Source organism: Clostridium sp. RTP31139st1_H3_RTP31139_211217, assembly GCF_040227035.1.
GTDB classification, from domain to species: Bacteria; Bacillota; Clostridia; order Clostridiales; family Clostridiaceae; genus Clostridium; species Clostridium saudiense.
This window is the reverse complement of sequence record NZ_JBCOAB010000006.1, coordinates 34,614-51,595: the sequence shown is the minus strand read 5'-3', so window position 1 is coordinate 51,595 and position 16,982 is coordinate 34,614. Positions and strand designations below refer to the sequence as shown.

13 protein-coding genes and 1 other RNA gene are annotated in these 16,982 nt (G+C 28.8%); 10 read left to right on the top strand and 4 right to left on the bottom strand.

The features are described 5' to 3' along the window. The first annotated feature begins 6 nt into the window (after positions 1-6). From ABUA17_RS04185 to ppdK, 3 genes are all read left to right on the top strand, one after another. The gene (locus tag ABUA17_RS04185; protein ID WP_042396380.1) at positions 7-618 is read left to right on the top strand and encodes a DUF4342 domain-containing protein; all 612 of its coding nucleotides are present in this window, start codon (positions 7-9) and stop codon (positions 616-618) included. Between the two features lie 187 nt (positions 619-805). Beyond that, positions 806-1,444, top strand: coding sequence for a transcriptional regulator CcpN (ccpN, locus tag ABUA17_RS04180; protein WP_042396378.1), 639 nt, complete (start codon positions 806-808; stop codon positions 1,442-1,444). Between the two features lie 69 nt (positions 1,445-1,513). Continuing rightward, entirely contained in the window at positions 1,514-4,147 is a 2,634-nt protein-coding gene (gene ppdK / locus ABUA17_RS04175; protein WP_042396377.1) for a pyruvate, phosphate dikinase, read from the top strand. A 56-nt stretch (positions 4,148-4,203) separates the two neighbouring features. On the opposite strand, the gene ABUA17_RS04170 is transcribed toward ppdK, so the two are convergent. Continuing rightward, positions 4,204-5,256 carry a CotS family spore coat protein gene (locus tag ABUA17_RS04170; RefSeq protein ID WP_042396375.1) on the bottom strand — a complete coding sequence of 351 codons (1,053 nt, stop codon included), beginning with the start codon at positions 5,254-5,256 and terminating at the stop codon, positions 4,204-4,206. A 160-nt stretch (positions 5,257-5,416) separates the two neighbouring features. Here ABUA17_RS04170 and ABUA17_RS04165 point away from each other — a divergent pair, with 160 nt between their 5' ends. The 5 genes from ABUA17_RS04165 to ABUA17_RS04145 all read left to right on the top strand — a co-directional run bounded on the left by ABUA17_RS04165 (position 5,417) and on the right by ABUA17_RS04145 (position 11,399). Next, complete coding sequence (locus ABUA17_RS04165) at positions 5,417-6,445, top strand: deoxyguanosinetriphosphate triphosphohydrolase (protein ID WP_042396373.1); 1,029 nt, start codon at positions 5,417-5,419, stop codon at positions 6,443-6,445. Between the two features lie 224 nt (positions 6,446-6,669). Further along, positions 6,670-8,451 carry a DNA primase gene (gene dnaG / locus ABUA17_RS04160; RefSeq protein ID WP_042396371.1) on the top strand — a complete coding sequence of 594 codons (1,782 nt, stop codon included), beginning with the start codon at positions 6,670-6,672 and terminating at the stop codon, positions 8,449-8,451. An 8-nt stretch (positions 8,452-8,459) separates the two neighbouring features. Continuing rightward, a complete protein-coding gene (gene rpoD, locus ABUA17_RS04155; RefSeq protein WP_042396369.1) occupies positions 8,460-9,590 on the top strand; it encodes an RNA polymerase sigma factor RpoD in 1,131 nt (376 codons plus the stop codon). A 321-nt stretch (positions 9,591-9,911) separates the two neighbouring features. Then, a complete protein-coding gene (locus tag ABUA17_RS04150) occupies positions 9,912-10,604 on the top strand; it encodes a tRNA (adenine(22)-N(1))-methyltransferase (protein ID WP_042396367.1) in 693 nt (230 codons plus the stop codon). 12 nt (positions 10,605-10,616) lie between these two features. Continuing rightward, positions 10,617-11,399 (top strand): Nif3-like dinuclear metal center hexameric protein, encoded by a 783-nt coding sequence (locus tag ABUA17_RS04145; protein ID WP_172676148.1) that lies wholly within the window; start codon positions 10,617-10,619, stop codon positions 11,397-11,399. 122 nt (positions 11,400-11,521) lie between these two features. Here ABUA17_RS04145 and rnpB read toward each other — a convergent pair. Both rnpB and ABUA17_RS04135 read right to left on the bottom strand, forming a co-directional pair. Next, positions 11,522-11,886: RNase P RNA component class A (rnpB, locus tag ABUA17_RS04140), an RNA gene on the bottom strand. 45 nt (positions 11,887-11,931) lie between these two features. Beyond that, complete coding sequence (locus tag ABUA17_RS04135; RefSeq protein WP_042396364.1) at positions 11,932-12,156, bottom strand: hypothetical protein; 225 nt, start codon at positions 12,154-12,156, stop codon at positions 11,932-11,934. A 190-nt stretch (positions 12,157-12,346) separates the two neighbouring features. Between ABUA17_RS04135 and ABUA17_RS04130 the strand changes: the two genes are divergently transcribed. Then, the gene (locus tag ABUA17_RS04130; protein ID WP_349817955.1) at positions 12,347-13,009 is read left to right on the top strand and encodes a TVP38/TMEM64 family protein; all 663 of its coding nucleotides are present in this window, start codon (positions 12,347-12,349) and stop codon (positions 13,007-13,009) included. 43 nt (positions 13,010-13,052) lie between these two features. Here ABUA17_RS04130 and ABUA17_RS04125 read toward each other — a convergent pair whose 3' ends face one another. Next, on the bottom strand, positions 13,053-14,603 hold the full coding sequence (locus tag ABUA17_RS04125; RefSeq protein ID WP_055291491.1) for a ClC family H(+)/Cl(-) exchange transporter: 1,551 nt from the start codon (positions 14,601-14,603) through the stop codon (positions 13,053-13,055). A 278-nt stretch (positions 14,604-14,881) separates the two neighbouring features. Between ABUA17_RS04125 and ABUA17_RS04120 the strand changes: the two genes are divergently transcribed. Further along, complete coding sequence (locus ABUA17_RS04120) at positions 14,882-16,891, top strand: molybdopterin-dependent oxidoreductase (RefSeq protein ID WP_055291492.1); 2,010 nt, start codon at positions 14,882-14,884, stop codon at positions 16,889-16,891. Positions 16,892-16,982 lie beyond the last annotated feature (91 nt).

Sequence of the window (16,982 nt, the reverse complement as noted above, 5' to 3'; positions counted from 1 at the left end):
GAGAGTATGGATATTACATTGGAAAAAGTTGATAAAGTAAAGGAAAGAACTGGAGTTAGCTATAGTGAAGCAAAGGAAGCATTAGAAATATCTAATGGAAGTGTTTTAGATGCAATAATATTTTTAGAAGAAAAATCTAAAAATAATGCAAATAATAATGAAAATATGGAATATAACAAGAAAACTGAAACTATAGATGAATTAAAGGTTTGGTTAAAAGATTTAATAAACAAAGGGAATGTTACTAGAATTAAAGTAAGTAAGGATGGGAAAAAGTTAGTTGATGTACCAGTAAATGCAGGAATAGCAGCAGGAGTTATTGCTATTGTTATTCCACCTATACTAGCATTTGTAGTTGTTGCAGCCGTAGTTACACAAGTAACTATAGAAATAACTAAAGCTGATGGAAGTGTTGAAGTAGTTAACAAATATATTTCTGCAGCTGTAAATGAGGCAAAAGATAAAGCAAGTGATTTTGCAGATAAGGTAAAAGAAAAAGTGCAAGATGTTAATATCGATAGTATTAAAATGCATGGAAAAGGTAATGCCAAAGAAGAGGATGATAGTAACACATTTACTTATACCGTAAATTTTGATGATGAAGATGATAAAAAATAGCAAATCGAAGAAAAACAAAGATATAATATAGATAATTAGAAAAGAATGGGAATATTCAAACGAAATGAAAGAATTTTCTTAAAATTAGGTATAGTAAAAAGATTATAAAATGTTATAATTATACTGTAAATAGAAAAAATTCTTAATTGTCTGAATATTCCTTTAATAGTCGAAAAGAGGGGTAGCATTGAAGTTTACAAACAGACAAGAGGAAATAATTAAAATAGTTAAAGCCGGTGAGCCGGTTACAAGTGAAGCGATAGCTGAAAAGCTAGGCGTAACAAGAGCAGCTTTAAGAGCTGATTTAGCGATACTTACAATGACTGGTACTTTAGATGCTAGACCAAAAGTAGGTTATGTTTATTTAGGTAAAAAGGTTGACGGGGACATATTAGAAAATATATCCAAAATAAGGGTGGGAGACATTATGTCAAAGCCTGTAACCGTTAACGATGCTACGACGGTTTATGATGCAATTGTTCATTTATTTTTACATGATGTAGGAACACTATTTGTTGAGAGTAATGGTAATTTGGTTGGTGCAGCTTCTAGAAAGGATTTCTTAAAGATTGCGATAGGGGGAACTGATATACATAAGGTCCCAGTTGGAGTAATCATGACTAGAATGCCTAATATAATTTATGGTTCACCAGATGATAGTGCTTATTCTTTAGCAAAGAAAATAATAGAACATGAAATTGATAGTATACCGATAGTAGAGAAATCTTGCGATTCAGACGATGGAAAGTTTAATTTAAAAATAGTGGGTAAAATTTCTAAGACTAACATAACTAAGTTATTTGTTAATCTAGGAGAGGCAAAGTAAATTAAAGGGTAACTACAAGATTATAATCTTGTTAGTATATATTTATTGTATGAACGGAGGAGTATTGAGATGGAGAATAAAAAGTATGTTTATCTTTTCAGTGAAGGTGACGGGTCAATGAGAAACCTTCTTGGAGGTAAAGGGGCAAATTTAGCAGAAATGACTAGAATAGGGATTCCAGTTCCTCAAGGATTTATAGTTACAACTGAAGCTTGTAACAAGTATTACGAGGATGGAAAACAAATTACAGATTCAATTGTAGAAGAGATCCATGCAAACATCAAAGAACTAGAAAGAATAACAGGAAAAGAATTTGGAAGCAACACTAATCCATTATTAGTTTCTGTAAGATCTGGTGCAAGGGTATCAATGCCAGGTATGATGGATACAATATTAAATTTAGGATTAAATGACGTTGCTGTAGAAGCTGTTGCAAAGTCAACAAATAATCCAAGATTTGCTTATGATTCATATAGAAGATTTATTCAAATGTTCTCTGATGTTGTTATGGGAATAGAAAAGAGACTATTTGAAAATTTAATAGATGAAGCTAAAGAAGCAAAAGGTGTTAAATATGACACTGAATTAGATGAAAATGATTTAAAAGAATTAGTTGTAAAGTATAAGGAATTATACAAGAAAGAAAAGGGTGAAGACTTCCCACAAAACCCAATAGATCAATTAACAGAAGCTATTACGGCTGTATTTAGATCATGGGATAATCCAAGAGCCATCGTTTATAGAAGATTAAATGATATTCCAGGTGAATGGGGAACTGCTGTTAATGTTCAACAAATGGTTTTTGGTAACAAGGGAGAAACTTCAGGTACTGGTGTTGCATTCTCAAGAAATGCTGCAACAGGTGAAAAAGAAATTTATGGTGAATATTTAATGAATGCACAAGGTGAAGACGTTGTTGCAGGTATTAGAACACCACTTCCAATATCTAAATTAGAAGAACAAAATCCAGCTATATATAAACAATTCATGGATATAGTTCATACTCTTGAAAATCATTATAGAGATATGCAAGATATGGAATTTACTATTGAAGAAGGTAAATTATACTTTTTACAAACAAGAAATGGTAAGAGAACAGCTCAAGCTGCATTAAAGATTGCAGTTGATTTAGTTGAAGAAGGTATGTTAACTAAAGAGGAAGCAATACTTAAAGTTGAACCTAAGCAATTAGACTCTTTATTACATCCAGCTTTTGATGCTAATGAATTGAAAAATGCAAATGCTATAGCTAAGGGCCTTCCAGCATCACCAGGAGCAGCTTGCGGTAAAATTGCATTTACTGCAGAAGAAGCTAAGGAAAGAGCTGAAAAAGGAGAAAAAGTAGTATTAGTAAGACTTGAAACTTCACCAGAAGATATTGAAGGTATGATTGCAGCTGAAGGTATTTTAACTGTAAGAGGTGGTATGACATCTCATGCAGCAGTTGTTGCAAGAGGTATGGGTACTTGCTGTGTTGCAGGTTGTGGAGACTTAAAAGTTAATGAAGAAGCTAGAACTTTAGAAGCTAACGGAAAAGTTTATACTGATGAAGATTATATTTCAATAGATGGATCTACAGGAAATGTATTTGGTGGAGCTATAAAAACAGTTACTCCAGAAATTTCAGGGCACTTTGCAACATTTATGGGATGGGCAGATGATATTAGAAAGCTTAAAGTTAGAACTAATGCAGATAACCCAAGAGATACAAAGCAAGCCGTTGAATTTGGAGCAGAAGGTATAGGACTTTGTAGAACAGAGCATATGTTCTTTGAAGAAGATAGAATTATGTCTATGAGAGAAATGATAGTAGCTAAGAATGAAGAGGAAAGAAGAGCTGCACTTGCTAAATTACTTCCAATGCAAAAGAAAGACTTTATTGGAATGTATGAAGCATTAAAGGGAATGCCAGCTACAATTAGATTTTTAGATCCACCACTACATGAATTCTTACCTCATACTGATGAAGAAATTGCAGATCTTGCAAAAACAATGGGATTAACATTTGATGAACTTAAGGGAACAGTAGAAAGTTTACATGAATTTAATCCTATGATGGGTCATAGAGGTTGTAGATTAGCTGTTTCTTATCCAGAAATTGCTGAAATGCAAACTAGAGCAGTTATTGAAGCTGCAATAGAAGTTAAGAACAATAAGGGATATGATATAGTTCCAGAAATAATGATTCCTTTAGTTGGTGAAGTAAAAGAATTAAAGTTTGTTAAGGATATAGTTGTTAGAACAGCAGAGGAAGTTATGAAAGAAAAGGGAGTTAAATTAGAATACCATGTTGGTACAATGATTGAAATTCCAAGAGCTGCTATAACTGCGGATGAAATAGCTAAGGAAGCTGAATTCTTCTCATTTGGAACAAATGATTTAACACAAATGACATTTGGTTTCTCAAGAGATGATGCTGCTAAATTCTTATCAGATTATTATGAAAGAAAAATATATGAACAAGATCCATTTGCTAAGCTTGATCAAAAAGGCGTTGGGCAATTAGTTAAGATTGCAGCTGAAAAAGGTAGAGCTTCAAGACCAAATATCAAATTAGGTATTTGTGGAGAACATGGAGGAGATCCATCATCAGTTGAATTCTGTCATGATATTGGATTAAATTATGTATCTTGTTCACCATTTAGAGTGCCTGTTGCAAGACTTGCAGCTGCACAAGCACAAGTTAAGAATCCAAGAAATTAAAAATTAAAATAAGAATAAAAATAAAGGAGTGTGAAAACACTCCTTTATTTTTATTCTTAAAATTTTATATCATAGTAACGTTTATATATGTCAATCATATTATTAATATAATCAAGTTGCGCTTCTGAATGATTTAACCCTTTGGTCAATAAAGAAATAAATGAATTTTTATTACACTTATCAATGTTTTTATAGTAATCTCTAGAAATTTTCCAGTATTTTTGAGGAAATGCTAAATAAGCTAAAATATACTTTAAATCTGATTTGCTCAAATTATTATACTTTCTATAAGTATTAAGAATATTAACAGTTAAAGCGGAATTCCAGTTAGTTGTGTTACGCTTAAGTAATCTTCTCAAAAAATAAGAAATATCATGAGCGGAATAATCTATTTTACATTTATCAAAGTCAATAATCCAAACATCATTATTAGATTTATTTATTAATATATTTTTATTTACATAATCACCATGACATAGGGATATACTTAAATCATTATTGTTTATTGATGAAGATATTTCAAGAGATAATTTTGCAAGTGCTAAGTTATTATCAAAGTTTTTTAAATATATTTTAGAAAATTTATCTTTATATGAAAAAGCTAAATTTGCATTTTCTAGGAGTTCATTAAAGTGTTTATTTACAGAAAGATAATAATCTTCTAATCCAATTCTTTTTTCACTACCATCAATTGGGCTGAAGTCTTTAGAACATTTATGTAATTTTGCAAGAGTTTCAATAGACAAATTTAAGTCACTTAGTGAATCAAAATCGCATTTTTCACCTTCAACCCAAGGAGTTAAAATAAAAAGCATACCTTCATAAATAATATATCTGCACTTATCATATGAAGGTAGCAATTTAGGGACCTTGATATTATTTCTATATAACCATTCCATTGCTGAATAAACAAATAGTAAATTCCTTTCATCATAATATACTTTTTTTAAACAATAATTCTTATTATTTGAGCTTATTTTAAATACCGCTCTTTGCTTGTCAGTATCTTTAAATTTAATCATAGTAATATCAGCATTATCTAAAAAAAATTTAGGAAGTATATTTTTCCTTATATTATCAATATCAATGACGTTATTTTCATTGTTCATTATAAATCTCCTTATTAAATTTTCTTATTATAATAATATTATGGAAAATATATAAATATACATAGCTAGGAGAGAGAATAAAATATAATAATGTGATACCTATTATAAAATAGAGGATTTATGAGAAAAATATAGAATAGATTATTTTGAGGTGAGTTATATGGAAATAAGAGAAAGAATAGAAAATAACGAAGACTTGACATTAATTCCAGAAGCTATTCATAGTAATAAAAGTATGGGGAGAGAGATAAAAGAAGAAGCTGATAATATTAGAACTTGTTTTATGGTGGATAGGGATAGAATTATACATTGTAAATCCTTTAGAAGATTGAAGCATAAGACACAAGTATACATACGAACTTTTGGGGATCACTATAGAACTAGACTTACTCACACTTTAGAAGTTGCACAAATAGGAAGAACTATAGGTGCAGGTATAGGATTAAATGAAATGCTTATTGAAGCAATTGCATTAGGCCATGATTTAGGACATGTTGCTTTTGCCCATAATGGTGAAGAGGTACTTAATGAATTTTTAGATGGTGGATTTAGGCATAATGAACAAAGTGTAAGAGTGGTAAAAAAGCTAGAGAAAGATGGAAAAGGATTAAATCTTACTGAAGAAGTTATAGATGGTATACTTAATCATAGTGGATTAGGACAAAAAGAAAATATAGCAAAAACATTAGAAGGTCGAATAGTAAAGTATAGTGATAAGATTGCATATTTAAATCATGATATTGATGATTCAATTAGGGCAGGATTATTACATGAAGAACAATTACCTAAGGAGATTATTAAAGTATTAGGGAAAAATCATTCGGAGAGAATACATGTACTTATTAATGATATGATAAATGAAACAACAGAAAATTTAAAAAATGGTAAATACGATATTAAGCAAAGTGATGAAGTTAAGGAAGCAATGATTGAATTAAGAAGATATATGTTTAAAAATATTTATTTAGCCGATGTTTTAAAGGAGGAGCGTGGTAAAGCAAAATTTATATTGACACATGTAATAGATTATTTTTATAAACATAGTGAAGAATTGCCTAATCTTTATAAAGAAATTGCAAATGAAGAAGGATTAAAAAGAGGCGTTGCAGATTATATAGCAGGAATGACAGATGATTATTGTATTTCAACATTTAATAAAATATATGTTCCAAAGTTTGTAATTTATTAGTAAAAAAGTTGTATAATACAAAAAAATTGGGAACAATAAATTTTGTAGAAGAAAAAGGATTTTAAGAATTGAGATAGAATTAATAATATTAGGGTAGAATAACAATAAAAATTCTATGAGTATGACATAATAAAATAAATTTAATTAAAAAAGTTAGAAGGAATTTATAATAATATGTCGAAATGTATAGAGTGGGAAAAAATATTAGGTAAGGAGGGATCTCCTTGCAGATTTCTGAAGAGATTTTAGAAAAAATAAAATCACAAAATGATATTGTAGATGTAATTTCTGAAAGGGTTAGACTAAAGAAGGCTGGTAGAAACTTCACGGGACTATGCCCTTTTCATAATGAAAAAACACCTTCTTTCTCAGTATCTCAAGAAAAGCAAATTTATAAGTGTTTTGGATGTGGAGAAGCTGGAAATGTCATTTCCTTTGTGATGAAAGATAAAAATTTACCTTTTATTGAAGCTGTTAAATATTTAGCTAATAGGGCGAATATTCCTTTGAAATTAGGAAATGGAGAACAAAGCCAAAGTAATAGAAAAAAAGAGTTGTTATATAAAGTAAATGTTGAGGCAGCAAAGTTCTTCTTTTCAAATCTTATGAATAACCAAAATGCAAAAGAATACTTTTTAAATAGGGGAATTAAAGAAGAAACAATTAAAAAGTTTGGCTTAGGATATGCCAATGATAGTTGGAATAGTTTAATGTTCTATTTAAGAAAAAAAGGCATTAATGATGGGTTATTAGAAGAAGCAGGTCTTATTTCTGTTAATAAAGAAAAAGGTAGAAAATATGATAGGTTTAGAAATAGGGTTATGTTCCCGGTGTTTGATTATCAAGGTAAGGTAATTGGATTTGGTGGAAGAGTATTAGATGATTCAAAGCCTAAGTATTTAAATTCACCTGAAACTTTAGTTTTCCAAAAAGGTACTAATTTATATGGATTAAATTTTGCTTTAAAGCATAATATGAGCGAGAGGTATTTTGTTATCGTAGAAGGATATATGGATTTAATATCATTGCATCAATATGGTATAACTAATGTCGTTGCATCTTTAGGAACTGCTTTAACAATTAATCAAGCAAGATTACTAAAGAGATATGCAGATAAGGTTGTAATTTCTTACGATGCTGATTTAGCAGGGCAGATGGCAACATTAAGAGGTCTTGAAATTTTAAGGACTGCAGGTTTTGATGTTAGGGTATTAAGTATCCCTCAAGGAAAAGACCCTGATGAATATGTCAGAAGTAATGGAAGAGAGGCATTTTTAAAATTAATAAATAATGCGGAGCCATTAATAGACTATAGAATTAAGAAGGCTGAAGAAGGAATTGATTTTAAAAATAGTCAATCCGTAATTTTATATTCAAAGAGAATAATGGATATAATTTCAGATTTGGATCCTATAGAAAAAGATGTTTATATTAAAAAGGCATCTGAAAATACTGGCATAAAAGAGCAGGCGTTGTATGATATCCTTAAAATTAAAATGAAAGATAATAGAGAAAATGATTTTAGGAATAATAAGGAAGAAGATAGGTCAAAATTATATGTAGAACCTGGATTTTTAAAAGCAGAAAGAACACTATTAAAAATGATGCTTGAAAATGAAGAGTATTTACAGTATATAGAGGAAAGAATATCAGAAAACGACTTTATTTTGCTAGAACATAAAGAAATTTTCACTGTTATTATATTGGGAAAAGGGGAAAATATAAATAACATAGAATCATTTATAGAATCAAGACTAAGCAATGCAAAAAGTATTGGAGAATTAGTTAAGATTAAAGAAGAGAATATATTCTTTGCTGATAATATAAAAGTACAAATTGATGATTTAATTAATGAAATACATTCGTATAAATTGAAGCAAAGAATCGATCAACTGAGAAAAGAGCAAAAAGAACTTGAGAATCAAGGTAAAATTGAAGAATCAATTAAATTAGCCATTGAATTAGCAAGTATTACAAAAAAGTTGAAAGAGAGTAAGAGAGTGTAGTTGGTCATATAACGAAAGGAGGTAGTCAGCTAGTGGAAGAAAAAACAAAAGTAAATAAGAATAAGCCTAAGGATGGTCAAGATAGAAATAATAGAATGAGTATCGTAAAGAATTTACTTGACAAAGGTAAAAAGAATGGGGTACTAACATATCAAGAAATATTAGATGAGGTAGAAAATATAGATTTAAGTCCAGAACAAATTGAAAAAATTTATGAGGTACTTGAATCAATGGGAATCGAAGTTCAAGGTGTAGCCAATGATGTTGACATTATTGAAGAGGAGATTGATTTATCAGTACCAGAGGGTATTGCAATTGATGACCCAGTAAGAATGTATTTAAAGGAAATAGGTAAAGTTCCACTATTATCATCTGAAGAAGAAATGGAGCTTGCTAAGCAAATTGAAGAAGGAAGTCAGTATGCTAAAAAGAAGCTTGCTGAAGCCAATCTAAGACTTGTTGTTAGTATAGCTAAAAGATATGTTGGTAGAGGAATGTTATTCTTAGACTTAATTCAAGAAGGAAACCTTGGATTAATTAAAGCGGTAGAAAAGTTTGACTTTAGAAAGGGATTTAAATTTTCTACTTATGCTACATGGTGGATAAGACAAGCGATTACTAGAGCCATAGCTGATCAAGCAAGAACAATAAGAATACCAGTTCATATGGTAGAAACTATTAACAAGTTAATAAGAGTTCAAAGACAATTATTACAAGAATTAGGTAGAGATCCTTTCCCTGAGGAAATTTCTAAAGTTATGGATCTTCCAGTAGAGAAGGTAAGAGAAATTCAAAAGATTGCTCAAGAGCCAGTTTCACTTGAAACACCTATTGGTGAAGAAGAAGATTCTCACTTAGGAGACTTTATACCTGATGATGATGCTCCTGCACCAGCTGAAGCAGCCGCATTTACTATGCTTAAAGAACAATTAATTAACGTTTTAGATACATTAACTCCTAGAGAAGAAAAAGTATTAAGATTAAGATTTGGATTAGATGATGGAAGAGCAAGAACACTTGAAGAAGTTGGTAAAGAGTTTAATGTTACAAGAGAAAGAATTAGACAAATAGAAGCAAAAGCATTAAGAAAGCTTAGACATCCATCTAGAAGTAAGAAGTTAAAAGATTACTTAGATTAGTTAATTAGCACCAGAGTTGGTGCTAATTTTTGCATTAAGTAGGTAAATTTAATTAAATAAAATTTTTAAAATAGCATAACTTAATAAAGTCAAGATAAACTGAATTTTTAGCTTTAGCATAGAGTGTTAACTCTATGTGAAGATTGAAATTTGTTATGTCCCAAGGAAACTAGTCTAGTGGCTTATCTGTTATTACATCCAACCTAAAAACAGGTAGAAGTGTTATAAGAGCTAGCCATAATATAAATAATAAGCTTGGATTTAAAAATAATATAAAATATTAGAGCAAATGATTAAATAATATATATAGAGGTAGTTAAAATGGAAGTTAGTAATAGAATAGAATTTATAATCGAAAATTTAGAAAATGTAGAAGTACTTGCAGATATAGGGACTGATCATGGATATGTTCCGTTAATAGCACTAGAAAGAGGAATATGTAATAAAGCTATTGCTTGTGATATTAATAAAGACCCATTAGATAAGGCGAGATTAAATGCAATACTTGAAGGTGCTGGAGACGAATTAGAATTTAGATTAGGTGGAGGGTTTGAGCCACTAGAAGTAAATGAAGCTAATGAAGTTGTAATAGCAGGTATGGGTGGTAATTTAATCAGAGATATATTAGAAGCTGATTTAGAAAAAGTAAAATCTGCTGAATATTTAATTTTAGTGCCAGCACAAAATCCAGAGGTATTAAGAGAGTATTTATATAAAAATAATTATGAGATTATAAAGGAAGACTTATGCCTTGATGAAGGAATATATTATGAATTATTTAAAGTAAGAAGTGCAGAAGGTCAAACAACTGAACTTGATAGTATATATTATGAAATAAGTCCAATATTATTAAGAAGTAAACATTCATTAATGAAAGATTTCTTACAAAATAAAATAGATGAATATAATAAAATTTTAGGATTTATAACTGAAGCAACTGTAAGTGCAAATAAGAGAAGAGAAGAAATAAAAGAGAAAATTAGTATTATAACTAGTATGTTAAATTATTTATAAGGTGATTTTATGATAAAAGTAAATAATGTTATTAAAGAAATGGAAACATTAGCACCAATATGCTTAAAAGAAGATTTCGATAATGTTGGTTTAATGGTTGGGGATAGAAATAAAGAAGTTAAAAAAGTGTTATTAGCATTAGATTGTACTTTAAAGGTAATTGAAGAAGCAAAAGACGAAAATGTTGATTTAATTATAACTCATCATCCTCTTATTTTTAGAAAGCCTAGTAGTATTACAACTGATACTTTGCAAGGTAAAAAAATAATAGAACTTATAAAAAATGATATTTCTCTTTATGCAAGCCATACCAATTTAGATTCAGTAGAAAATGGATTAAATCATACTATTGTTTCTATATTAGGATTTAATGACTCTATAATATTAGAAAAGAATAATAGAGATGATAGTGCTGGATTAGGGAGATTAGTATCTTTAGATGAAGAAATATCTTTAGAAGAGCTAGTAAGTAAAATTAAAGGTGCTTTAAATATATCTAATTTAAGAGTTGTTAAAGGTAAAGATAAAGTTTCTAAAATTGCAATAATAAATGGTAGTGGTCAAGATTTTATTGCTAAAGCAGTTTCAAAGGGAGCTGATTGTATTATTACTGGTGATACAACATATCATTTTGCTTCTGATTATAAGGAAATGGGAATAAACATATTAGATGTTGGACATTTCGCATCTGAGCAAGTTACTTTCTTTAACGTAATGGAAAGATTAAAGGAAAAGTTTTCTGATGTTGAATTCATAACTTCTAAAGTTGAAGAGGATCCATTTAGTTTTTATTAAAAATATAAGGTATAAGTTTTACTAAAATGTAAGACTTATACCTTTTTTCTTTATTTGAAATTAAATTGTCAGTTTTATAGTAAAAAAGAAAAAACACTAGACTCAAACCTAGTGTTTTTCATGATGCGAGATAATCCGTAAGCGGAGTTCTGTATTAAGCAATCATCTATCTAGGCTTACTGTTACCAGTAAGCTCAAGCGACACACCACATGGCGGGACGGGCAATCCCATAATGCCATTACTCGGTCTTGCTCCAGGTGGGGTTTACATAGCCATGATGTCACCACCATGCTGGTGAGCTCTTACCTCGCCTTTCCACCCTTACCAGTCATATAAAATGAACTCAGTTAAAAAACTTCTGGCGGTATATCTCTGTTGCACTATCCTTCAAGTCGCCTTGACTGGCCGTTAACCAGCACCCTGCCCTATGGAGCTCCGACTTTCCTCTCCTAGCTTAAAGCTAGCAGCGATTGCATGTATTACTCGCAGGATTTATAATAACATAAATTTTTTAATAATACAAATTTTTTTTTAGACAAAAGATAAAATAATAAACAACATGATTATTATTATCCAACTATAGATACCAATTCCAGAAAAAAGTAATGTAATTCCAATAAGTATTAAAATACATATTCGAGCTTTAGGATTTGGACAATTCGGTTGTTTAGGTTTTGAAGAAGGTGTTTTAATAGCACAAATTATATCATTAACAGTTTCCCTGACTACTTTACCCCAATCAGTTTTCTTTGACAATTATTTCAACTCCAGAAATTTATATTACTATAATATATGCATTTTTATTGTGACAATAACAAAAAATTATTAATACTTTATTACGTTAATAGAAATTTAATAGTAAATTAATATGAAATTATGAAAAGTTATTTTATAATAAATAAATGATAAGAAAGTTAATTCATATAAGAGGAGTGGATTATAAATAGTGAATAAAAATAAAAAATCCTATATAGCTATTTTTATTATTATAGCAATTGCATTGAGTATTATAGGGGTTAAAACTTTAGCTAGTAATTTAAATATAGATTTTAGTGTAGATTCTTTAAGGCAGTTGATTGATTCTATGAAATATTCAGAATTTATATTTGTAATATTATGGTGTATTAGATTAATTAGTCTTATTCCCGGTGTTACATTAATGATATTAGGAGGATTGATTTTTGAACCAGAAAAGGCAGTTATACTATCATTAGTGGGAGTTTTAATAAGTGATATAATAGTTTTTTTTGTTGCGAGAATTAATTTATTTAAAGGATTGAAAGAAAAAATCAGCGAAAAGCATCCAGAAATAATAGAACTTATTGATTCATACAATTATAAGATACTTGAAGTAGGTGTTTTGTGCCCTGTGGCGCCTACAGATATAATAGTGTTTGTATCATCATATATGGGGATTAGTTTTAAGAAATTTACCTTAATATTTACAGTGTCAAATATGCCTGCTATATTTTTATATAGTTATTTAGGGGAAAGTTTTGATGGCTCTATTATTAATACTGTAATGATAGTTATTACTTTGATAATAACAGGAGTTTTTTCTATAAAGTTATGGAATGAAATGAAATATAAATTAATAAAAGATAATTGATATAAAAGGCAAGTTAACCTTATAAAGATTAATTTGCCTTTTTCTATTCTATAGTTGTTAATGAATCCATTAGCTCTCTAACTTTCCATTCATTCTTTAAATCAGTCATAGTAAGAATCGTATCGCCAGCTTTAATAAGAGTATTTCCTTTTGGAACAATAGAAACTTCATCACGCTTAATTGAAACAATAAGAGTGTTTTCAGGTAGTTTAAGATTATTTAAGTATGTTTTTTCTATTTTGGAACCAAAGTGAACTACGTTAGTAATAATAATTTTTTTTGTACTTTTACTGTGATATTCATTAATATTATTTTTAAGTAAAAGTCTTTTAAGTAATGAGTCATATATAGGAGTACTTTTTAGTAAATCAGCAACTATATATGAAATTATAGATACCACTGAAAGTGATAATAAATGTGTAAATGACCCAGTCATTTCTGTAATAAGAATTATTCCTGTAATAGGAGCTCTAACTATTGCAGTAAAGTACCCAGCCATAGAAATTATAATAAAATTATTAAATAGTGTAGGACTTATTCCAAGATAATTAATTGCAATATAACCAAATACTGCACCAAAGGTTCCACCAATAATTAGAAGTGGAAAGAAAATACCACCAGGAGCACCAGAACCAAAGGATATAATAGAAAATAAAAATTTTGCTACAAGCATTAATAAAAGTAAGCTTAAAGTTGTTGTTAAAGACAATTCTTCAACTATTGCATGACCACCACATAAAACTATAGGAAATAATAAGCCTAAGATTCCTGCAAGTAAAAAAGGTATCATTAGCTTTATTGAAGTAGAACATTTTAATTTAGCATATAAATCTTGCGTCTTTAATGTTATCCAGTTATAAAAAGCACCGAAAATTCCTAAGCAAATTCCTAATATTAATAATATCCAATAATTATTTAAAGGAATAGCTTGAGAGGTTGAGAAGTTAAATACTGGATTTAATCCGAAAAACTGTTTTGAAATAAAATCAGCAACAACCGCAGCCGTGATTGTTGATATTAATACAAGAGGTGAAAAATATTTATAAATTTCCTCTAGAGAAAATAAGACACCTGATAATGGGGCATTAAATGCTGCAGCTAATCCAGCAGTAGCACCACTGCTTATAAGAAGTCTTCTTTCAAGTCTTGTACTTTTGAATTTTTTACTTACTATATCACCTACGCTGGAGCCAAGTTGTACAGAAGGACCTTCTCTTCCTAGAGATAAACCAGAGACAATACAAAGTGTGCCTCCAATAAATTTATTGATTATAATTGAGAGAGGTCTATTTTTTATATATCCTCCCATTACACCTTTAACTTGTGGAATACCACTTCCACTTATGTAGGGTTCTTTATCTATTAGTTTTCCTATAAAAAAGGCTAATAGTATTAAAATGATGAACCATATTGGTATAAGATATTTTTTATCTTTAATAAATGAATAAATAAAAAATGAAAAATCTTCTGCATAGGATAATGCAAATCTATATAATACAACTACAAAAGCAGCAATAATTCCAACGAGAAGACCTTTAAGGACTAGTTTAGAATGATGTTCTCTATCGTTAGTGATTATATCAAAGTTTTTCATTTTATTATCACCTCCAATTAAATTGATATAATACTAGTATAGCATTAGTAAAAGTTTTCATGAAAATATAAATAAAATAAATATAAGAGGAAATTATTAGAATATAAATTATTGCAACTTCAATAGTTTTATTATTATCAGTTATTGGATAAAGAAATACTATTAATAATAAAAAAGTTTTTTATATAAATAATAAAGGTTATAATAAAAATAAATGAAGTATAATTAGAATTTCTGAATAAAGGCCATTAATTAAGCAATAATTGAGGGGGAAGCAAATGAAAAAATTAAGTCATGGTTGTACATTAGATTGTGCAGATTGTTGTAAATTTAATGTATATATAGATAAAAATGAAGTAGTAAAAATAGAAGGAGATGAAGGACATCCTTATACTAAGGGATTTATATGTAAGAAAGGTTTAGCGCATTTAAAAAGAGTAAATCATGAGAAAAGATTATATAATCCTTTATTGAAAGTAAATGGAGAATGGAAAGAAATATCTTTTAAGGAGGCCATAGATATTATGGCAAAAAGATTAAAAGATTATAAAAATGAATTTGGAAGCAGATCTATTTTATATTATGAGCAATATGGAAATGGTTCATTATTAAAAAGTATAGGTGAAAAATTCTTTAATTTTTATGGTGGTGTTAGTTTAGCCAAGGGTGGACCTTGTTGGAGTGCAGGAATTGCGGCACAAAAATTAGATTTTGGAGATTCTAAAAGTCATTCATTAGAAGATATGATGAATAGTAATAATATTTTTGTATGGGGTAAAAACCCTGCTAATACAACAATACATACTATGCAAATGATAAGAAAAGCTAAAGCAAATGGAAGCAAAATAATAGTTATAGATCCAATAGAAACTGCAACTGCAACCTTAAGTGATAAATATATTAGAATTAAGCCAAATGGAGATTTAGCCCTAGCATTAGCAATAGGAAAGGTAATAATTGAAAATGAATTTTTTGATGAAAAGTATATAAAATCATATGTTAATGGATTTGAAGAATATAAAGAATATGTTTTATCTTTAAATATTGAAGAGTTAAGTCTTGAATGTGGAGTAGAAATTAATGAAATTAATGAATTAGTAAGATTATATTGTGAAAAGTATTCTACTATTTTATTAGGTTTTGGAATGCAGAAATATAAAAATGGCGGAATTACTATTAGAGCAATAGATGCTTTAGGCGCTATAACAGGACAAATAGGATTTAGTGGTGGGGGAGTAAATTATGCTAATAAAGTTTATCCTAAAATATTAAATAGTGATCCTTATAATAGTGAAAAAGCAGCTTCTAATAGATATTTTTATACTAGTGAGATTAATGAGTTTATAGAAAAATGTTCTTTAGGTAAAACATATTACAAGAATGATATTTTTATCTGTAATAAAGATAAGGAAAGTGATTATGACTTAAACATTCCAATAAAAATGGCTGTAATAACTAAAAGCAATTTAGTAAATCAGCTTCCAAATGTAAATAAATTGAAAAAGTCCCTATCTAAGATAGATTTTAAGGTGTGCTTTGATATGTTTATGACTGATACTGCAAAGGTATGCGATTTGATTATACCAACGAGTAGTCAACTTGAAAGTGAAGATTTATTATTTAGTTCAATGATGAATCCTTATTTAATATACAATGAGAAATTAATAGAACCTAGGGAAAAATTAATGGATGAATATTATTTCTTCATGGAATTAGCAAAGGAAATGAACTTAAATGATTATCCCTATGTAGAAAAGACAGATTATTTAGAAAAAGTAATAGAGCCATTAAAACATATTAATAGTAATATAAATTTAGAGTTTATAAAAAGTAACTATCTTACTTTACATAAAAATATTGCTTGGGAAGATAAAAAGTTTATGACTAAAAGTAGGAAATTTGAAATTATAAGATTATATGATCTTAATAATAAAGTTAAATGTAGTGAAAATAAAGCAAAGATAAGATTATTAACTAATCATGGAAGAGATAGTTTATCAAGTCAACATTTTATAGATGAAGAGGGAATGTCTATTGCATATATTAATGAAAATATGTCAAAAAGTTTAGATATAGATAATGATGAAATAGTATATTTAAAGTCAGAGAATGGACAAATAAAAGTAAGGATAAAAATAGATAGTTCAATTAGTGATAAAGTTGTAATGATGTTTGTTGGTTGGTGGGAAAAACATGGTAATCCTAATGTTTTAACTAATAGTGGTATTTCAGATATTGGTGGACAAATTACTTATAATGAAACTTTTGTGGATATAATTAAAATATAGTGATTAATTTATGAGTCAGCATTTTATGCTGACTTTTTCTTTTAAGTAAAGTTGCAAATTTATAATTTTGATAATTGAAATTACTAATATG